This window comes from Amycolatopsis bartoniae (assembly GCF_014191255.1).
GTDB classification, from domain to species: Bacteria; Actinomycetota; Actinomycetes; order Mycobacteriales; family Pseudonocardiaceae; genus Amycolatopsis_E; species Amycolatopsis_E bartoniae.
The window spans coordinates 135168-153201 of the sequence record NZ_JACHWH010000002.1 but is presented as its reverse complement, the minus strand read 5'-3'; the positions used below and the strand labels follow the sequence as shown (position 1 = coordinate 153201).

Here is an 18034-nt window from a genome sequence, read left to right as displayed (position 1 = left end):
CAACATATGACCGACGCAGTCGGCAACCAGGTGCACGAGACCGAAGCCGTCATCGACAACGGCCGGTTCGGCACCCGCACCATCCGTTTCGAGACCGGCCGCCTGGCCCGCCAGGCCGCCGGCGCCGTCGTGGCGTACCTGGACGAGGAGACCATGCTCCTGTCCGCCACCACGGCCTCGAAGCAGCCGAAGGAGCACTTCGACTTCTTCCCCCTGACGGTGGACGTCGAGGAGCGCATGTACGCCGCGGGCCGCATCCCCGGCGCGTTCTTCCGCCGCGAGGGCCGCCCCTCCACCGACGCGATCCTGACCGCGCGGCTGATCGACCGGCCGCTGCGCCCGTCGTTCGCCGACGGCCTGCGCAACGAGATCCAGGTGGTCGTCACGGTGCAGAGCCTGCACCCGGAGGACCCGTACGACGTGCTGGCGATCAACGCCGCGTCCGCGTCCACCCAGATCGGCGGCCTGCCGTTCTCGGGCCCGATCGGCGGCGTGCGCGTCGCGCTGATCGAGGGCCAGTGGGTCGCGTTCCCGACGTGGACCCAGCTGGAGCAGGCCACCTTCAACATGGTCGTCGCGGGCCGCGTGGTCGCTGATGATGTTGCGATCATGATGGTCGAGGCCGAGGGCACCGAGCACACGCTCGACCTCGTCGCGGCCGGCGCCACCGCGCCCGACGAGCAGACCGTGGCCGAGGGCCTCAACGCCGCCAAGCCGTTCATCCGCGTCCTGTGCGAGGCCCAGCAGAAGCTGGCGGACGTCGCGGCCAAGCCGACCGGCGACTTCCCGGTGTTCCCCGCCTACCAGCAGGACGCCTACGACGCCGTCGCCGCCATCGCCACCGAGGACCTGGCCAAGGCGCTCACCATCGCGGGCAAGCAGGACCGCGACAACGCGACCGACGAGGTCAAGGCCGCGGTGCTGGAGAAGGTCGGGCTCGGTGAGGGCGAGGCGTTCGCGGGCCGCGAGAAGGAGATCGGCGCCGCGTTCCGCGCGCTCACCAAGAAGCTGATCCGCCAGCGGATCCTGCGTGACAAGGTGCGCATCGACGGCCGTGGCATCACCGACATCCGCAGCCTGTCGGCCGAGGTCGGCGTGGTGCCGCGGGCGCACGGCTCGGCGCTGTTCGAGCGCGGCGAGACCCAGATCCTGGGTGTCACCACGCTGAACATGCTCCGCATGGAGCAGCAGATCGACTCGCTGTCGCCGGAGACCACCAAGCGTTACCTGCACCACTACAACTTCCCGCCGTTCTCCACCGGTGAGACGGGCCGCGTCGGCTCGCCGAAGCGGCGCGAGATCGGGCACGGCGCGCTCGCCGAGCGGGCGCTGGTGCCGGTGCTGCCGAAGCGCGACGAGTTCCCGTACGCCATCCGCCAGGTGTCGGAGGCGCTGGGCTCCAACGGGTCCACCTCGATGGGCTCGGTCTGCGCCTCGACGATGGGCCTGTTCAACGCGGGCGTGCCGCTCAAGGCGCCGGTCGCGGGCATCGCGATGGGCCTGGTGTCCGACGAGGTCGACGGCGAGACGCGCTACGTCGCGCTCACCGACATCCTCGGCGCGGAGGACGCGTTCGGCGACATGGACTTCAAGGTCGCCGGCACCAAGGACATCATCACCGCGCTGCAGCTGGACACGAAGCTCGACGGCATTCCGTCCGAGGTGCTCGCCGGTGCGCTCAAGCAGGCCAAGGACGCGCGCCTGACGGTGCTCGAGGTCATGCTCGAGGCCATCGACGGCCCGGACGAGATGAGCCCGTACGCGCCGCGCGTCACCAGCGTGAAGATCCCGGTCGACAAGATCGGCGAGGTCATCGGGCCGAAGGGCAAGATGATCAACTCGATCACCGAGGAGACCGGCGCCGACATCTCGATCGAGGACGACGGCACGATCTACGTGGGCGCGGCCGACGGCCCGTCGGCGGAGGCGGCGATCGGCAAGATCAACGCCATCGCCAACCCGCAGCTGCCGAAGGTGGGCGAGCGGTTCCTCGGCACCGTGGTGAAGACGGCCGCGTTCGGCGCGTTCGTCTCGCTGCTGCCGGGCAAGGACGGCCTGATCCACATCTCGAAGCTCGGCAACGGCAAGCGCATCGGCAAGGTCGAGGACGTGGTCAACGTGGGCGACAAGCTCCGCGTCGAGATCGCCGACATCGACAACCGCGGCAAGATCAGCCTCGTCCTGGTCAAGGAAGAGGACGAGAAGGCCGAGCCCGCCGAGGCCGGGGCGGACGCCCAGTAAGGCAGTATTTTCCCCGCGAATGGCCCGTTCGAGCGAGTCTCGAGCGGGCCATTCGCGCGTTGAAGGAGTTAAGGACCTCATGAGTCGACAGATCCCGGGGTACGAGCAGCGTGCGGGCAGCACGCGGACCCTGGACGCAGCGGTGAAGCGGACCGTGCTGCCCGGCGGGCTGCGCGTGATCACCGAGCACGTGCCCGGCGTGCGGTCGGCCACCGTGGGCCTGTGGGTGGGCATCGGCTCGCGCGACGAGCCACCCGCCGTGGCCGGTGCGGCGCACTACCTCGAACACCTGCTGTTCAAGGGCACCGGCACCCGCAGCGCCACGCAGATCGCCGAGGAGATCGACGCCGTCGGCGGCGAGTTCAACGCGTTCACCGCCAAGGAGCACACCTGCTACTACGCGCAGGTGCTCGACGAGGACCTGCCGCTGGCGATGGACCTGGTCACCGACGTGGTCTTCGACGCGCTGTGCACGGAGTCCGATGTGGACACCGAGCGCAGCGTGGTGCTGGAGGAGATCGCGATGCGCGACGACGACCCGGAGGACCTGCTGCACGAGACCTTCGTCAGCACGGTGCTCGCCGGGCACCCGCTCGCGAAGCCGGTGCTGGGCACCGAGGAGTCGATCCGCGGGATGTCGGCGAAGGCGTTGCGCGGGTTCTACCGCCGCCGCTACACGCTGCCGCGGATGGTGCTCGCGGTCGCGGGCAACGTCGAGCACAACCAGGTGCTTCGCTTGGCGCGCAAGGCTTTGCGCGATCGGCTGTCCGGTTCGGACGCTCCGGTGCCGCCGCGGCGCGGCCGGGCGCGCATCACCGCGGGGCCGCGGCTGGAGCTGCACACCGATGACACCGAGCAGGCGCACGTGATGCTCGGCATGCGCGCGCTGTCGCGGCACGACGAGCGCCGCTACACGCTCAACGTGCTGAACGCCGCGCTCGGCGGTGGCATGAGCTCGCGGCTGTTCCAGGAGGTCCGGGAGCAGCGCGGGCTGGCGTACCAGGTGTACTCGTCGATCGCGGCGTACGCCGACACCGGGCACCTGTCGGTGTACGCGGGCTGCCAGCCGGAGCGCCTCGGCGAGGTCGCGAACGTGCTGCGCGACGTGCTGGGCCTCGTCGGCAAGGAGGGTTTCTCCGACGCCGAGGTCGCGCGCGCCAAGGGGCAGCTGCGCGGTGGGCTCGTGCTGGGCCTGGAGGACACCGCGTCGCGGATGTCCCGGATCGGCAAGCAGGAGCTGAACTACGGGCTGTACGCGAGCGTGGACGAGACGGTCGAGCGGATCGACGCGGTCACCACCCAGGAGGTGTATGACCTGGCTCGCAGCCTGTTCGGCGCGCCAGGAGGGGTCTCGGTGGCCACGGTGGTCGGGCCGTACGCTCATGCCGACGACCTGCCGGACGACCTGCACGAGGTGATTGCGCGATGACCCGCGGCGAGAACAACCCGATCCGAGTCGGCGTGCTCGGTGCCCGCGGCCGGATGGGGGCCACGGTGGTGCGGGCCGTCGAGGCCGCGCCGGACCTGGAGGTCGTCGCGGCGCTCGACGCGGGCGACGAGCTGTCCGCCCTCACCGGGGCGCGCGCCGAGGTGGTCGTCGACTTCACCCACCCCGACGCCGTGCTGGACAACCTGCGCTTCCTGGTGGAGAACGGGATCGCCGCGGTCGTCGGCACCACCGGGTTCACCGAGGAGCGCCTGTCGACGGTGCGGGAGTGGCTGCGGGACAAGCCCGGGCTGGGTGTGCTGGTGGCGCCGAACTTCGCGCTCGGCGCCGTGCTCGCCATGCGGTTCGCCCAGCAGGCGGCGCGGTTCTACGAGTCGGTCGAGATCATCGAGCTGCACCACAACCGCAAGGCCGACGCGCCCTCGGGCACGGCGGCGCACACCGCCCGGCTCGTCGCCGAGGCGCGCCGCGAGGCGGGGTTGAAGCCGGGCGCGGACGCGACGACGTCCGAAGTGGACGGTGCCCGCGGCGCGCTGGTGGACGAGGTGCGGGTGCACTCGGTGCGGCTGCCCGGGCTGGTGGCGCACGAGGAGATCCTGTTCGGGCAGGAAGGCGAGACGCTCACCATCCGCCACGACTCCATGGACCGCACGTCGTTCATGCCGGGCGTGCTGCTCGGCGTGCGCGAGGTGCTGGGCAGGCCCGGGCTGACCGTCGGCCTCGAGAACGTGCTCGACCTGTGAGGGCCCGCAACGTCGCGCTGCTGCTGACCGCCGCGCTGGTGGTCTACCTGGTGCTGCTGGCCGACCGGGCGGTGGAGCTGGTGCGCACGGGTACGGCGGTGGGAATCACGCTGGGGATCGCGGTGTTCGTGCTGCCGCTGCTCGGCGCGTGGATGGTGGTGGCCACCTGGCGGTCGGGCGTGCGGATCCAGCAGCTCGGGCGGCGGCTCGACGAGGAGGGCGGCCTGCCCGACGTGTCGGACCTGCCGCGCCGCCCGTCGGGCCGGGTGGACCGCGCGGCGGCCGACGCGTGGTTCGAGGACCGCCGCGCGGAGCTGGAGGCCCACCCGGACGACTGGCGGTACTGGTACCGGTTGGCGTACGCGTACGACATCGCCGGTGACCGCCGCCGCGCCCGCGCCACCATGCGCAAGGCCGTCGACCTCGAAGCCGCGGAGCGGGCGAGCTAGGTTGTGTTTCCCAAGCGGCGGCAGCCGCTTGCTGCGGGCCGTCAGCTTGCACCGCGGCGGGTTCTGAGGTGGTTCCTCGCGAGGACAGCGCCTCCGTGGTGACCTGGCGGTCATGAGGAGGCGATCCCGGAGCGAGGGGCCGCCTGAGTGGATCAGCCGCGCGCAGCGTGCCCGTTGAGGGTGGTGGCGGGCTGGCGGGAGGGGCCGCTACCCGCACCGGCCGTCAAGCCGCTTTGGGAACAGTCCCTAACCCCGCAGGAACGCCAGTATCCGGTCGGTCTGGCCGGGGATCCAGTGCCCGGCCTCGGGCAGCACGGTCACCTGCGCGTGCGGCACCGTCTCGCGGAAGCGGCGGGCGGTCTCGGCCGAGTCGAGCATCGCGTCGCGGGCACCGACGATCACCTGCACCGGCATCCTCAACCCGCGCAGCGCCTCGTCGTCGAACCTCGGCAGCCGTTCGCGGCGGGGCAGGAAGTGCGTGAAGATCAACGTCAGGTACTCGGCGACCGCTGGTGCCTGCTCGGCGTCGACGCCCGCCACCGCCTTCAGCGACCGTCGCAGGTCCTCGGGGCTGGTTGGCTGGGGCGCGGAGGACGCGACCGGTTTCTGGCCGCCCACCCCGCCCGGGCACAGCAACGACAGCCGCGCCACGCGGTCCGGCCGCCGGATCGCGTAGTCCAGCGCCAGCCAGCCGCCGAGTGACGCCCCCGCCAGCGCGACCGGTCCGAGGCCGAGCCCGTCCAGCACGTCGTCCAGCCAGCCCGCGGGCGCCTCGCCGCCCAACTCGAACCGCGCGGGCGCGCTCAGGCCCGGCTCGCCGACCACGTCCACCGCGTGCACGCGGAAGTGCCGCGCCCACACCGGCACGTCGCCCATCCACATCGCCGCGTTGGAACCCGAGCCGTGCAGCAGCACCAGCGGCGACCCGTCCTCCGGCCCGCACCTGACCACGAACGTCTCGCCCTCCCGCGTCGGCACGCGCACGTGCTCCGCGGGCACCGGCCACGCGGCCAGCATCTCCTGGTAGTGGCGGCGGATCTCCTGCCCGCCGGCTTCGGTCCGGTAGATCACGACTCCAGCACCGCCTCGACGTACTCGAGCAGGCGCGCGGTGTCGGTGAGCCCGCCGAACACCACCACCTTCAGTCGCCCCCGCTGCTCGTCGTAGGCCGTCTGCACGCGCAGCGGCCGGTCACCCTGCCGCGCGCTCGCCGCCATCAGCAGCGTGGTCACGCGCCCCACCTTCTCCGGGCCGACCGCGTCGACCTCGACGATGGCGGACACCTCGACGTGCCGCTCCCGCCGCACCTCCGGCTCCTCGGTCACCGGGGTGCCGAGCAGCGCCTCCAGGTCCTCCTGCGTGATCCGGTACTGCTTGCCGATGCGGACGGCCTTGAGCCGCCCGTCACGCACGTAGCCGCGGACGGTCCGGACGTGCAGCCCGAGCCGCTCCGCGACTTCCTCCGCAGAGTAGAGCTTTCCTGTCATGAACTGACCATAACAGCCGAACGATAGGGAAGGATAGGGAATTTAGGGGAACTACACGTGAAACCACGACGTGAAGAGGGCGGGGCAGGCCGCGAGCACGCTGTACCGGGCGAACCGCCCGGCCAGCCCGACCGTGACGAACGTCGACATCCGCATGTCCGCCAGTCCGGCGAGCACGGTCGTCGCCATGAACGGCGGGAGCCCGACCACGGAGCTGATCCCGTACGTGCCCGTCATCCAGGCCGGGTGCCGGTGGCACCGCTCGCGCAGGGCCTCCACCTTGCCGCGCAGCCACTTGGTCCGGACGTGCCAGCGGTCGCGCCACCGGCTCGGCGGGCGCTGCCGGTGCAGCCGGTCGTGCAGCACCGCGGGCAGCTTGATCGACCCGCGCGCGGCCAGGTAGTAGAGCAGCTTTCCGGCGATCTGCCCGATCGCGACGGCGGCGCCGACGAGGAGCCACTGCGTGCCCGGTTCGCCGGTCACCAGGCCGAGCACGAACACCTCGATGCTGATCACGGGGATGAGCGCCGAGCCGAACGCGACCCCGAGCGTCAGGAAGAACCAGCCGAGCATCGTGCCTCCTGAGGTCTCCTCGCGGACGTGCCCACCCACATCACCCAGTCGGTGTGGCCGGCGAACCCGTTTCGCTCTAAAGACCAGTCAACAGCATCACGATCGGGTGTACAGGGGGGTTCACCGTACTCTTGGCTTCCTGTTGACCACCGTCCGGTCACCTGCTGTCCATCTGACGCTGGAAACCTGACACCGTGCGTGACGAAAGCAGGGCCCTGCCCGCCCGGTTCGCGGCCCTGTGCGCCGCCGTGGTGCGTCCGCTGCCGGTGGCCGTGCCGCCCAGTCTCGTGGGTTTCGCGCTCCTCAACGGGATGACGTTCGGGGTGGACCTCGCGTTGCTCACCGTGGGCCGGTCCGTCCTCGGGCTGCCGGTCTGGCTCGCCGTGACGCTGGGCTACCTGGTCGCCTTCGGGCTGAGCTTCGTGCTCAACCGGACCCTCAACTTCCGCTCCCACGCCCCGGTCGGCGGGCAGACCGCGCGGTACGCGCTGGTGATCGGCGTCAACTACCTCGTCTGCATCCTCGGCGTGGGCGCCGGGCTGGCCGCGGCGGGCCTGGAGTACCACCTGTCGCGCCTGCTCGCGGGCGCCGCCGAGGCGATCTTCATGTACTGCGCGATGCGCTGGTTCGTCTTCCCGGACACCCGAGAGGGGACCCGCTCGACGGTCGCGACACGCGGGCAACCATGATAGGGGCCGCCGCGTCTGTTCGCAGGGCACGTCTCGTGGCTACGCACCTGGGAGAAGTGTTTTGAATTCAGTGGTCTCGACCTGGAGGCAGGGCAGCGCCGCCGTCCGCGCGCGCCTCGCCCTCCAGTTGCTGCTGGCGGTGGGCCTGTTCTGCGCGCTCGCTTACTACGCGCACGGCATCGTCAAATGGCCCACCGACGTCGACGTGTACCGCCTGGGCGCCGACACGTTCCTCAAGGGCCACTCGATCTACACCGAACTCCCCGTGTCGTCGATCGGTGGCGCGCTGCCCTACACGTACCCGCCGTTCTCGGCGGTGCTGTTCGTGCCGCTGGCGATCGTCCCGCCGCACATCGGCTACCCGCTGCTGACCGGCCTGACGTGCCTCTGCCTGTTCCCGATCATCCTCGCGTACCGCAAGACGTCCCCGGAGCTGCGCGGCCTGCTCGCCAAGCCGTGGATGGTCGTCGCGGGCGCGTGCGTGCTCGTGGTCGCGCACCCGGTGGCGAACACGATCTTCTGGGGCCAGATCAACGTCATCCTGATGATGCTGGTCGCGGTCGACTGCCTGTGGCCGAACCCGAAGTGGCCGCGCGGCGCGCTGATCGGCATCGCGGCGGCGGTCAAGCTGACGCCCGCCGGGTTCGTGCTGCTGTTCCTGCTGCGCAAGGACTTCCGCGCGGTGGTCACCAGCTTCGTCAGCTTCTGCGTGTGCACCGCCATCGCGTTCGTGCTCATGCCGCACGACTCGTGGCTGTACTGGACCGACCGGGTGTTCCACGCGTCGAGCATGAACATCGGCCCGATCCACGCGAACGAGTCGGTCATGGCCAGCTTCGAGAAGCTGGGCCTCGGGGGCCACACGCTGACCCTGGTCGGCGGGCTGGGCGTGGTCCTCGTCGTGGTGATGACGTGGCTGGGCACCCGGCGCGCGCTCGACGACGGCAACCTGCCGATGGCGCTGGGTGTCAACGCCACCGGCGTGCTGCTCGTGTCGCCGATCTCGTGGTCGCACCACTGGGTGCTCGCGCTGCCGACGGCCGCGCTGATCATGGTGATGGGCTACCAGAAGCACAAGTTCTGGCTGCTGTTCTCCGGCTGGGTCGGCGTGGTGATCCTGTGGATCGCCCCGCACTACCAGGTGCCGCTGGAGTACCAGATCTGGAGCTTCCCGCAGAAGGTCGCCGGGTCGAGCTACCAGATCATCGCGGTGATCTTCCTGGTGGTGATGACCGTGCGGTGGTTCCTCGGCCGCCGTCGTCCGGCCTCACTCGACCAGCTCGATTTCGAGGTGTCCGGTCAGGCGGACCTCGCGCAGCCGGCGCTGGCCGGTGTCGAGGGTGCGCACGGTGCCGTCCGGACGCCAGCCGGCGCGGCGGAAGAAGGCCAGTGACGCCGAGTCCGACTCGGCGACCCAGCTGATCCCGCGCTCCTTGTCCTGCCGGCGCAGCCCTTCGGCGGCGCCGTGCAGGAGCCGGCCGCCGTGCCCGCGGCGGCCCCAGCGCGGCTCCACCAGGATGGTGGCGATCAGCCCGGTGCGGTCGGCGTCGTCGGGCAGCTCGCCGGACGCGCTCGCGACCTCCTCGCGGGGCGCGGGCCCGGCGACGCAGAAGCCCACGGTGAAGCCGCCTTCGGTCGCGACGTAGACCGTGGTCGCGGGGTGCGCGATCGCCTCGGCCCACTGCTGTTCGGCGGTCGCGTCCAGTTCGGCCAGTGCCTGCTCGCCGAGCAGGTCCGCGTAGGCGGTGCGCCACGTGGTGCGCTGGATGCGGGCGATCTCCGGGGCGTCCCCGGCCACGGCGGCACGGACTTCGACGGTGGTCATGGCTGGAAGATAGCGGCCTCCGTTTTTGTCGGTGGGTGCTGGCACGATGAGTTCCGATGGACACGATGAGCAACGCGGTGGCCAGGCGGGTCGCGCTGGCCGCCCAGGGTTTCGCCGATCCCCGGCCGGAGGTCGCCACGCGGCGGCACCTGCGCCGGGTGCTTTCGCATGTGCAGCTGATCCAGCTGGACTCGGTGAACGTGGCGGTGCGGGCGCACTACGCGCCGCTGTTCTCGCGGCTGGGGGCGCACGACCAGGCGTTGATCGACGAGGCGGCGTGGTCGCACAGCGCGCGCCGGCCCCGGATGCTGGTGGAGACGTGGGCACACGAGGCGAGCCTGATCCCGGTCGAGGACTGGCCGCTGCTGCAGTCGGGCGCGAAGCGGCGCGGGTGGTGGCGGAACTACGCGCGGCTGGTCGAGCAGTCGCCGTCGCTGGTCGACGACATCCTGGCGGTGGTCAAGGAGCAGGGCCCGATCGGGGCGGGCGGCATCGAGCGCGAGGTGGTGGGGGAGTCCCAGCGGCGGCAGGGGCCGTGGTGGGACCGCTCGGACGTGAAGAAGGTCTGCGAGTGGCTGTTCGGGATGGGGCAGCTGACCACGGGCACGCGCCGGTCGTTCGAGCGGCTGTACGACCTGACGGAACGGGTCGTGCCGCCGGAGGTCCTGGCGCGGCGGATCGCGCCGGAGGAGGCGGCGCGGGAGCTGGTCGCCCGCTCGGCGGCGGCGCTGGGCGTCGCGACGGAGCCCGACCTGCGGGACTACTACCGGCTCGGCCCGGACGTCACGTCGCAGGCGGTGCGGGAGCTGGTGGAGTCCGGGGTGCTGGAGCCGGTGCGGGTGCGGGAGTGGCGGGCGCAGGCGTACCGCTTCGCGGGGGCGCGGGCGCCGCGCAAGGTGCCGGGGCGGGCGTTGCTGTGCCCGTTCGACCCGCTGATCTGGGAGCGGGCGCGCACGGAGCGGCTGTTCGGGTTCCGGTACCGCATCGAGATCTACGTCCCGGAGCCGAAGCGCGTCCACGGGTACTACGTGTTCCCGTTCCTGCTCGACGGCGAGCTGGTGGCGCGGGTGGACCTGAAATCCGACCGGGAGGCGGGGCTGCTGCGGGTGCAGGGCGCGTTCGCCGAGCCGGACGTCGACGTGGTGAGGGTGGCCGGCGAGCTGGCGGCGGAGCTGCGGGTGATGGCGGAGTGGCTCGGCCTGGACGGCGTGGCCGTCGGGGAGCGAGGTGACCTGGCACCCGTGCTGCGGCGGGCCTGAGGGTTTTCGGTATCGGGCTGCGGGTCGAGGCTGTGCGAGGCTCGTCTCGGTTCGGGGCCTCGGCGAAAACGCGTGCCCGAAGCGGAAAGCCGCCCGAAGCCGGAACCCGGGCGGCGAGGGGCGCCCGCCGGTCGCTGAGAACGCCCCTCGCCTTCCCCCTGGCAACGCCTGCTCTGCAGACGCAGCTTCGCCTACTGGGTCGCGCGCGTGAGGACCGCCGAGCCGACTCCCGTGCGGGCGCGGATCTTCAGCGGCACCTCGCCCTCGGGGGCCTCCGTCTCGACGTCCAGCTCGCTCGACACCTTGCCCGAGCCCGACGTCAGGTCCACCTCCGCCGTGACACCCGGGCGCACGCCGACACGGATCTCGCCGCTGCCCGTGATCAGCTCCAGCGAACCGCTCGCCGCCTCGGCGACCGACAGGTCACCGCTGCCGCTGCGGGCCATGATCTCCCCGGCCGCCGCGCCCAGCCACACGTCTCCCGTGCCCGTCACGAGCGTCACCGAACCCGCGAGCGACGACGCCTCCACGTCACCGCTGCCGGTGCGCAGCTGCAGCCCCGCGAGCGTCGGCCCCAGCCGGATCGCGCCGGAACCGGTGCGGACCTGCGCGGCGCCCTCCGCCCGGTCGAGCTTCACCTCGCCCGAGCCCGTGAGCACGTCCACGCGACCACACGCGCCCGTCACGTTCACGTCCGCCGACCCGGCCCGGATCTCCAGCCCGGAACCCGCCGGGGCCCGGACGGTGACCGCCAGCGGGATGTTCCGCAACGGCAACGGTTTCGGCGCCCGCACCGCCAGCCGCCTGCCGGTCAGCTCCACGCGGGTCTGCTGCACCGCCTCGACGGGACTGCCGCGCAGCTCCCCGCCGAACTGCTCACCGAACCGCTCGTTCACCCAGTTCAGCAGGTTCGTCACGCCCTGCGCCCACGACTCGCGGATGTCCGGCGCGTGCCGCACCTCCACCGTCGCCTCCGCGGTGTCGGTCAGCTCGATGTCGATCCTCCCCAGCGTCACGCTGATGTCGAGGTCGAGCGGCCCCGCCACCTCGAACGTCTCCGTGCGGACGAGGTCGTCCCCCTGTGGTTCGCTCATCGTCATCCCCTCACCCAGCCGTGCAGGTGCGTGTCGGTGTTCTTGCCCGGGCGCGGCTCGCTCTTCCCCTCACCACGCAGGTGCGGCACGCCGTGCAGCGCGCCCTGCACCGCCTGGGAGATGAACGTGTTGAGCGAGACCCCCTGAGCGGCCGCGGCCTGCTCGGCCTGGCCCTTGATCTGCTCCACCAGCCGCAGCGTCATCCGCGTGATGTTGTCGCTGCCCTCACCGGGCGGCGGTGGTGGCGGAGGCGGCGGCACCGGTCCGGTCTCGTGCGACGGCGAGCCGGTGCCGGTGACCACCACGCGCACGTCGCGGCCGTCGAGCCGGACGTCCACGACGTGGTCGGGCAGTTGGGTGGTGACCTCGGCGGCCAGGTCGGCGAGCGCGTTCATGAGCGCGAGCCGGACCGCCGGTTCCAGTGCCCCGGACAGGACGGCGGCGGCGCGGCGGGTGTTCTCGTCCCCCGCGGACGCCGTCGCACTCAGGTCCTCCCGGAGGCTCGTGATGTACGGCGACAAATCCATGACACCAAAGTGACACCATTCGTGGTGTCAGTCAAGTGTCATGCTGGAGTCACGGTTCCCTGTTACCGTCGGAAGACGTGATCAAGCTCCCGGAAGGTCTGCTCGACCTGCTCCGCCGTCCCAGCCCCTGCTTCCTCGCCACCGCGATGCCCGACGGCTCGCCGCAGCTGACCCAGACCTGGGTCCACACCGACGGCGAGCACCTCGTGATCAACGTCGTCGACGGCCATGTGAAGGCCAGGAACGTCGCCCGCGATCCGCGCGTGGCGGTGAACGTCGTCGATCCCGACAGCTTCTTCCGCTACTACGCCGTGCGTGGCCGTGTGGTCGAGTCGACCACCGAAGGCGCGGCGGAGAACATCGACGAGATCTCGCAGAAGTACCTCGGCCGCCCGTACCCGAACTTCACCGGGCGGCCGGAACAGCGGCGGGTGCTGAAGATTGCGGTCGAGTCCATCGCCCACTCGCCGGAGGACGGCGGCTAGGCTGCTGGGTCGGAATGAGGGGAAGGAGTGCGAGAGTGGCCGAGACCGTTTCGCCGAAGGTGCAGTTGATCGCGAAGACGGAGTTCTTCCCGCCGGAGGACGTGCCTTGGTCCACCGACGCGGACGGGGGTCAGGCGCTCGCCGAGTTCGCGGGCCGGGCCTGCTACCAGTCGTGGAAGAAGCCGAACCCGAAGACGGCCACCAACGCGGGCTACATCGACCACATCATCGAGGTCGGGCACCTGTCGGTGCTCGAACACGGGTCGGTCACCTTCTACATCACCGGCATCTCGCGCTCGCTCACGCACGAGCTGATCCGGCACCGGCACTTCTCGTACTCGCAGCTGTCGCAGCGCTACGTGCCCGAGCGGGACGCGGCGTTCGTCGAGCCGGACGTGATCGCGGACGACCCGGAGCTGCACGAGAAGTTCCTCAAGGCCGCGCAGGCCAGTGTGGACGCCTACACCGAGCTGCTCGCCGGGCTGGAGGAGAAGTTCGCGGACGCGCCGTCGGCGACGCTGCGGCGCAAGCAGGCCCGGCAGGCCGCGCGTTCGGTGCTGCCGAACGCCACCGAGACCCGCATCGTGGTGACGGGCAACTATCGCGCCTGGCGGCACTTCATCGCCATGCGCGCCACCGAGCACGCCGACGTGGAGATCCGCGCGCTGGCCGTGGAATGCCTGCGGCAGCTGCAGAAGGCGGCGGGGAACGTGTTCGCCGACTTCACCATCTCCACCCTGCCCGACGGCACCGAGGTCGCGTCCAGCCCGAAGGTGCTGGAGGGGTGAAGCGGCTCGCGATCGACGTCCGGCCCGGGGAGTACGCCGTCGCGCGGCTGGACGCGGACGTCACCGTGCCCGCCGCGCTGCTCGCCCCCGGCCGGACGGCCCTCGTCTCGGTGACCCGCACCGACGGCGAGGTCTCGCTCGTCTGCCCGGTGGCCGAGGTGCCGGAGGGCGCGAAGGCCGACGCCGGGTGGCGGCTGCTCACCGTGCGGGGCCCGCTGGCGTTCATGCTGACCGGCGTCATCGCGGCGCTGTCGAACGAGCTGGCCTCGGCGGGCGTGGCGCTGGTGACGTTGTCGACGTTCGAGACCGAGCACGTGCTGGTCAAGGAGACCGACCTCGCCCGCGCGGTGCGTGCCCTCCAGAGTGGCGGGCACGAGGTGTACCTGCCTGAATAAACCGGTGCGATCCGGGTAACACCATTCTCGCGCGCCTTGAACTCCCGAGTTCGGCGTGCCTAAACTTCGAGTTGGGCGAGCGAGAGGATGGCGTATGGCGCTGGCGGCGGCGGTCCGGCCGAGGCTGGCGCGCGTGCGGGCGGGCTCGGTGCTGCTGGGGCCCGCGTTCGTCGCCGCGATCGCGTACGTCGACCCCGGCAACGTGGCGTCCAACGTCAGTGCCGGGGCGCAGTTCGGCTACCTGCTGGTCTGGGTCGTGCTCGCCGCCAACCTGATGGCCGGGCTCGTGCAGTACCTCTCGGCCAAGCTCGGCCTCGTCACCGGGCTCTCGCTGCCCGAGGCCATCCGCGAGCGGATGCCGCGCGCCGGGCGGCTGGCCTTCTGGGCGCAGGCCGAGCTCGTCGCGGTCGCCACCGACCTGGCCGAGGTGGTGGGCGGCGCGATCGCGCTGAACCTGCTGTTCGACCTGCCGCTGCTGGTCGGTGGCGTGATCACCGGCGTGGTCTCCATGGGCCTGCTGCTGGTGCAGGACAAGCGCGGGCAGCGGCCGTTCGAGCGCGTGATCACCGGGCTGCTGGCGGTCATCGCGATCGGCTTCGTGACCAGCGTGATCGTCGAACCGCCGTCGGGCACGGGCGTGCTGGGCGGCCTGGTGCCGCGCTTCGACGGCACCGAAAGCGTGCTGATCGCCGCCGCGATGCTCGGGGCCACCGTGATGCCGCACGCCGTCTACCTGCACTCCGGGCTCGCCCGCGACCGGCACGGCCGGACGCGGGGCCGCAAGCTCGCCGGCGTCCTGCGCGCGACCCGGTTCGACGTCACGTTCGCGATGCTGCTCGCCGGCGCGGTGAACCTGTCCATGGTGCTGCTCGCGGCCACCGTCCTGCGTGGACGCGGCGACGTCGACTCGATCGCCGGCGCGCATTCGGCCATCGGGGAGCTGCTCGGCGGCGGCATGGCGCTGTTGTTCGCGGTGGGCCTGCTCGCGTCGGGGCTGGCGTCCACTTCGGTCGGTGCCTACGCGGGCGCGATGATCATGCAGGGCCTGCTGCGCAAGCGGATTCCCCTGCTGCTGCGGCGGTTGGTCACGCTCGTGCCCGCGATCGTGGTGCTCGCGTTCGGAGTGGACCCGTCGCGCGCCCTCGTCGTGTCGCAGGTGGTGCTGTCGTTCGGCATCCCGTTCGCGCTGGTGCCACTGGTGCGGATCACCAGCGACCGGGCGGTGATGGGCGCCGACGTGAACTCCCGGACGACCACCGTGCTGGCGTGGGGGATCGCGGGCGTGATCAGCGTGCTCAACGTCGTGCTGGTGTACCTCACCGTCGCGGGCTGAACAGCGGGAACCACCGGGGCCGCCACGGGGTCGGACTAGCATCCCGCTGTCCGCCCGACGAAAGGCGCTTTCCCGTGACCTCCGAGCACACCACTCAGGCCACCCAGCCGGCTCCCCGGCTCGTCGCGGGCCGCTACGCGCTGCTGGCCGAGCTGGGGCGCGGCGGGATGGGCGTGGTGTGGCGCGCGGAGGACCGCGTGATCGGCAGGCACGTGGCCGTCAAGGAGCTGCGGCTGCCCGACGGCGCCGAGGACACGGTGTTCGGCGAGCGGGTGCTGCGCGAGGTGCGCACCGGCGGGCGCCTCAACGACCCGGCCGTGGTGACGGTGTTCGACGTCGTCGCCGAGCACGGCAGCACTTTCATCGTGATGGAGCTGGTCGAGGCGCCGACGCTGAGCGAGCTGGTGCGCCACCGCGGTCCGCTGCCGCCGGCGCAGGTCGCCGACCTCGGCCGCCAGGTGCTCACCGCGCTGCAGGCCGCGCACGCGGCGGGGATCGTGCACCGGGACGTCAAGCCCGGCAACATCATGGTCGCCCCGAACGGGCGCGTGAAGCTCACCGACTTCGGCATCGCACAGGCCGTGGACGACCCGCGCCTGACCACGAGCGGCATGATCATCGGCTCGCCCGCGTTCATGGCGCCGGAGCGGGTCGCGGGGGAGGAGGCCGTGCCGGCGTCGGACCTGTGGTCGCTGGGCGCCACGCTGTTCTTCGCCGCCGAGGGCACGCTCGCCTTCGAACGGCCCACCACCGCGGCGACGCTGCACGCGATCCTGCACGAGGTGCCGTACCTGACCCGGGTGCAGGGCCCGCTCGCCGCGGCGATCATGGGCCTGCTGATCGCGAACCCGCAGGCCCGCATCTCCGCCGAGCAGGCGCACCAGCTGCTCGCGATGGCCGCCACCCCGCAGCCCACACTGCCGCACGGCGCCGCCGCGTGGTCCGGTCCCGTGCCGACGAAGGTCGCGCCCGCGCCACGCCGGAGCAGGCCGTGGTGGATCGCGGCCGCGGTGGCGGCGGTGGTGCTGCTCGCGGGCGGGTTCGTGCTGGGGGACCGGTGGGCCACGCCGGACGCCGACCAGGCGATGCGCCCGACGCAGACCTACGGCACGGGCGGCGACATCCCCACCTTCGTCACCTCGTCCAGCTACCCCTGCCTCAAGATCGAGCTCGGCAGCGGCGGGGTGCGGCAGGACGACTGGAACGACTGCGACGAACTGCACTTCGCCGAGCTGTACGACACCGCCACCACCTACGACTCGACCGACTCCGACGCGGTCAAGCCCGGCTATCCGGACCGGCTGCGGACGTGGGCCGAGGCCCGCTGCGCCATGACGTTCTACTCCGACGCGGTCAAGGACCGGACGGGGCTGAGCTACCAGGCGCTGGTCCCGTCGAAGCAGGCATGGGAGACGCAGACGGAGAACAGCTACTCCAGCGAGCCCGTGCGCAAGGTCTACTGCCTCGCGAGCAGGCCGCAGGCGTTCCCCGGCGCGGTGTCCACCCCGCTGAAGTAGCAGCAGAAGTTCCCGCCTCCGCCCGCGGCCGCCGGTGATTCTCCGGCCACCACGGGCCCTGCCCTGCCGATCGTGCCGAATCGGCAGGTCGTCGCGGAGATCGTCGGGCGGAAGAGGTACCGTCAACAGCATGTCCACTCCACCCACCGCCGCCCCCGGCAGGCCGTTCGGGCGCGTGCTCACCGCGATGGTCACCCCCCTCGACGCCGACGGCGCGGTGGACCTGAAGCGCACCGGTGAGCTCGCCGAGCACCTAGTGGACCTGGGCAACGACGGGCTCGTCGTCAACGGCACCACCGGGGAGAGCCCCACCACTTCCGACGCCGAGAAGGCCGACATCATCCGCGCGGTCGTCGAGGCGGTCGGGGACAGGGCCACCGTCGTCGCCGGTGCCGGCACGTACGACACCGCGCACAGCATCGAGCTGGTGCAGCAGGCCGAGAAGGCCGGCGCCCACGGTGTCCTGCTGGTCACGCCGTACTACTCGCGGCCGTCGCAGGCGGGCCTGTACTCGCACTTCACCACGGTCGCGGACGCCACCGAGCTGCCGGTGATGCTCTACGACATCCCGCCGCGCTCCATCGTGCCGATCGAGGTCGACACCCTGCGCCGGCTGGCCGAGCACCCGCGCATCCTCGCCGTCAAGGACGCGAAGGGCGACCTGCTCGCGGGCAGCGAGGTCATCGCCAACACCCACCTCGCCTACTACTCTGGCGACGACGCGCTGAACCTGCCGTGGCTGTCGGTCGGCGCCACCGGCGTGGTGAGCGTGATCGGGCACGTCGTCGCGGGCCGCATCCGCGCGATGCTCGACGCCTACGAAAGCGGCGACACCTCCACCGCCCGCACGAACCACCGCGGGATGCTGCCCGTTTACCGCGCCATGTCGCGGGTAGGTGGCGTGGTGTTCGCGAAGACGGCACTGCGGCTGAGGGGGCACGACGTGGGCGACCCGCGGCTGCCGCTCGTCACCGCTACGTCCGACCAGGTGCAGGCGATCGCGGCGGACCTCACGCAGGCCGGGGTCCCCCTCGACGACAGCGTGGGCACGGACTGGCACAGTGCGAGGGTCGCGCAAGCGGACTCGGCCGCGGCCTACGTCGCGCCGACCACCCATACCAGCGTTGGGATCATTCCTAGGTGACTGCAAGTTCTCCGAAACCCGCCGGGCCCGGCCCGGTG

General features: G+C 71.6%; 18 protein-coding genes and 1 pseudogene. 13 read left to right on the top strand and 6 right to left on the bottom strand.

The window, feature by feature from the left end:
- The first annotated feature begins 6 nt into the window (after nt 1-6).
- From FHX82_RS12590 to FHX82_RS12575, 4 genes are all read left to right on the top strand, one after another.
- Nucleotides 7-2241: a polyribonucleotide nucleotidyltransferase gene (locus FHX82_RS12590; RefSeq protein ID WP_145936974.1), complete on the top strand. Its 2235-nt coding sequence runs from the start codon at nt 7-9 to the stop codon at nt 2239-2241.
- A gap of 79 nt (nt 2242-2320) precedes the next feature.
- Complete coding sequence (locus tag FHX82_RS12585; RefSeq protein ID WP_145936973.1) at nt 2321-3670, top strand: M16 family metallopeptidase; 1350 nt, start codon at nt 2321-2323, stop codon at nt 3668-3670.
- Entirely contained in the window at nt 3667-4431 is a 765-nt protein-coding gene (gene dapB / locus FHX82_RS12580) for a 4-hydroxy-tetrahydrodipicolinate reductase (RefSeq protein ID WP_145936972.1), read from the top strand. The genes FHX82_RS12585 and dapB overlap by 4 nt, the downstream gene beginning before the upstream one ends.
- On the top strand, nt 4428-4880 hold the full coding sequence (locus FHX82_RS12575) for a tetratricopeptide repeat protein (RefSeq protein WP_145936971.1): 453 nt from the start codon (nt 4428-4430) through the stop codon (nt 4878-4880). The genes dapB and FHX82_RS12575 overlap by 4 nt, the downstream gene beginning before the upstream one ends.
- A 246-nt stretch (nt 4881-5126) precedes the next feature.
- On the opposite strand, the gene FHX82_RS12570 is transcribed toward FHX82_RS12575, so the two are convergent.
- Genes FHX82_RS12570 through FHX82_RS12560 form a run of 3 tightly spaced genes read right to left on the bottom strand, consistent with a single transcriptional unit; the run spans nt 5127 to nt 6940 of the window.
- Complete coding sequence (locus FHX82_RS12570; protein WP_229881291.1) at nt 5127-5951, bottom strand: alpha/beta fold hydrolase; 825 nt, start codon at nt 5949-5951, stop codon at nt 5127-5129.
- Nucleotides 5948-6367, bottom strand: coding sequence for a helix-turn-helix domain-containing protein (locus FHX82_RS12565; protein ID WP_145936970.1), 420 nt, complete (start codon nt 6365-6367; stop codon nt 5948-5950). The genes FHX82_RS12570 and FHX82_RS12565 overlap by 4 nt, the downstream gene beginning before the upstream one ends.
- A gap of 51 nt (nt 6368-6418) precedes the next feature.
- Nucleotides 6419-6940: a YqaA family protein gene (locus FHX82_RS12560; protein ID WP_145936969.1), complete on the bottom strand. Its 522-nt coding sequence runs from the start codon at nt 6938-6940 to the stop codon at nt 6419-6421.
- A 194-nt stretch (nt 6941-7134) separates the two neighbouring features.
- On the opposite strand from FHX82_RS12560, the gene FHX82_RS12555 reads away from it, so the two are divergent.
- The gene (locus FHX82_RS12555) at nt 7135-7629 is read left to right on the top strand and encodes a GtrA family protein (protein ID WP_145936968.1); all 495 of its coding nucleotides are present in this window, start codon (nt 7135-7137) and stop codon (nt 7627-7629) included.
- A 70-nt stretch (nt 7630-7699) separates the two neighbouring features.
- A pseudogene (locus FHX82_RS12550) lies at nt 7700-8617 on the top strand (glycosyltransferase family 87 protein); the annotation flags it as partial.
- A gap of 279 nt (nt 8618-8896) precedes the next feature.
- Here the strand turns inward: FHX82_RS12550 and FHX82_RS12545 are convergent.
- On the bottom strand, nt 8897-9454 hold the full coding sequence (locus tag FHX82_RS12545) for a GNAT family N-acetyltransferase (protein ID WP_145936967.1): 558 nt from the start codon (nt 9452-9454) through the stop codon (nt 8897-8899).
- A gap of 56 nt (nt 9455-9510) precedes the next feature.
- On the opposite strand from FHX82_RS12545, the gene FHX82_RS12540 reads away from it, so the two are divergent.
- Complete coding sequence (locus tag FHX82_RS12540; protein WP_145936966.1) at nt 9511-10713, top strand: winged helix-turn-helix domain-containing protein; 1203 nt, start codon at nt 9511-9513, stop codon at nt 10711-10713.
- A gap of 191 nt (nt 10714-10904) precedes the next feature.
- Here FHX82_RS12540 and FHX82_RS12535 read toward each other — a convergent pair whose 3' ends face one another.
- Together FHX82_RS12535 and FHX82_RS12530 are read right to left on the bottom strand one after the other, a co-directional pair.
- Nucleotides 10905-11807 carry a DUF4097 family beta strand repeat-containing protein gene (locus FHX82_RS12535; protein ID WP_145936965.1) on the bottom strand — a complete coding sequence of 301 codons (903 nt, stop codon included), beginning with the start codon at nt 11805-11807 and terminating at the stop codon, nt 10905-10907.
- A 2-nt stretch (nt 11808-11809) separates the two neighbouring features.
- On the bottom strand, nt 11810-12334 hold the full coding sequence (locus tag FHX82_RS12530; RefSeq protein WP_145936964.1) for a toxin-antitoxin system HicB family antitoxin: 525 nt from the start codon (nt 12332-12334) through the stop codon (nt 11810-11812).
- A 77-nt stretch (nt 12335-12411) separates the two neighbouring features.
- Here FHX82_RS12530 and FHX82_RS12525 point away from each other — a divergent pair, with 77 nt between their 5' ends.
- The 6 genes from FHX82_RS12525 (at nt 12412) to dapA (ending at nt 17996) form a co-directional block, all read left to right on the top strand.
- Nucleotides 12412-12819: a PPOX class F420-dependent oxidoreductase gene (locus FHX82_RS12525; protein ID WP_229881289.1), complete on the top strand. Its 408-nt coding sequence runs from the start codon at nt 12412-12414 to the stop codon at nt 12817-12819.
- A gap of 35 nt (nt 12820-12854) precedes the next feature.
- Nucleotides 12855-13607, top strand: a complete 753-nt coding sequence (gene thyX, locus FHX82_RS12520) for an FAD-dependent thymidylate synthase (RefSeq protein ID WP_145936963.1) — start codon at nt 12855-12857, stop codon at nt 13605-13607.
- Nucleotides 13604-14002, top strand: a complete 399-nt coding sequence (locus FHX82_RS12515) for an ACT domain-containing protein (protein ID WP_145936962.1) — start codon at nt 13604-13606, stop codon at nt 14000-14002. The genes thyX and FHX82_RS12515 overlap by 4 nt, the downstream gene beginning before the upstream one ends.
- A gap of 94 nt (nt 14003-14096) precedes the next feature.
- Nucleotides 14097-15335: an Nramp family divalent metal transporter gene (locus FHX82_RS12510; protein WP_183176612.1), complete on the top strand. Its 1239-nt coding sequence runs from the start codon at nt 14097-14099 to the stop codon at nt 15333-15335.
- 74 nt (nt 15336-15409) lie between these two features.
- Nucleotides 15410-16852, top strand: a complete 1443-nt coding sequence (locus FHX82_RS12505) for a serine/threonine-protein kinase (protein ID WP_145936961.1) — start codon at nt 15410-15412, stop codon at nt 16850-16852.
- Between the two features lie 130 nt (nt 16853-16982).
- Nucleotides 16983-17996, top strand: a complete 1014-nt coding sequence (gene dapA, locus FHX82_RS12500; protein WP_145936960.1) for a 4-hydroxy-tetrahydrodipicolinate synthase — start codon at nt 16983-16985, stop codon at nt 17994-17996.
- The last annotated feature ends 38 nt before the right edge of the window (nt 17997-18034 follow it).

Bases quoted from the DNA above. Each gene is read 5' to 3' on its own strand.
- FHX82_RS12590 (WP_145936974.1), top strand. From the start codon at position 7: ATGACCGACGCAGTCGGCAACCAGGTGCACGAGACCGAAGCCGTCATC.
- FHX82_RS12565 (WP_145936970.1), bottom strand. From the start codon at position 6,367: ATGACAGGAAAGCTCTACTCTGCGGAGGAAGTCGCGGAGCGGCTCGGG.
- dapB (WP_145936972.1), top strand. From the start codon at position 3,667: ATGACCCGCGGCGAGAACAACCCGATCCGAGTCGGCGTGCTCGGTGCC.
- FHX82_RS12560 (WP_145936969.1), bottom strand. From the start codon at position 6,940: ATGCTCGGCTGGTTCTTCCTGACGCTCGGGGTCGCGTTCGGCTCGGCG.
- dapA (WP_145936960.1), top strand. From the start codon at position 16,983: ATGTCCACTCCACCCACCGCCGCCCCCGGCAGGCCGTTCGGGCGCGTG.
- FHX82_RS12535 (WP_145936965.1), bottom strand. From the start codon at position 11,807: ATGAGCGAACCACAGGGGGACGACCTCGTCCGCACGGAGACGTTCGAG.
- FHX82_RS12545 (WP_145936967.1), bottom strand. From the start codon at position 9,454: ATGACCACCGTCGAAGTCCGTGCCGCCGTGGCCGGGGACGCCCCGGAG.
- FHX82_RS12585 (WP_145936973.1), top strand. From the start codon at position 2,321: ATGAGTCGACAGATCCCGGGGTACGAGCAGCGTGCGGGCAGCACGCGG.
- FHX82_RS12540 (WP_145936966.1), top strand. From the start codon at position 9,511: ATGGACACGATGAGCAACGCGGTGGCCAGGCGGGTCGCGCTGGCCGCC.
- FHX82_RS12530 (WP_145936964.1), bottom strand. From the start codon at position 12,334: ATGGATTTGTCGCCGTACATCACGAGCCTCCGGGAGGACCTGAGTGCG.
- FHX82_RS12510 (WP_183176612.1), top strand. From the start codon at position 14,097: ATGGCGCTGGCGGCGGCGGTCCGGCCGAGGCTGGCGCGCGTGCGGGCG.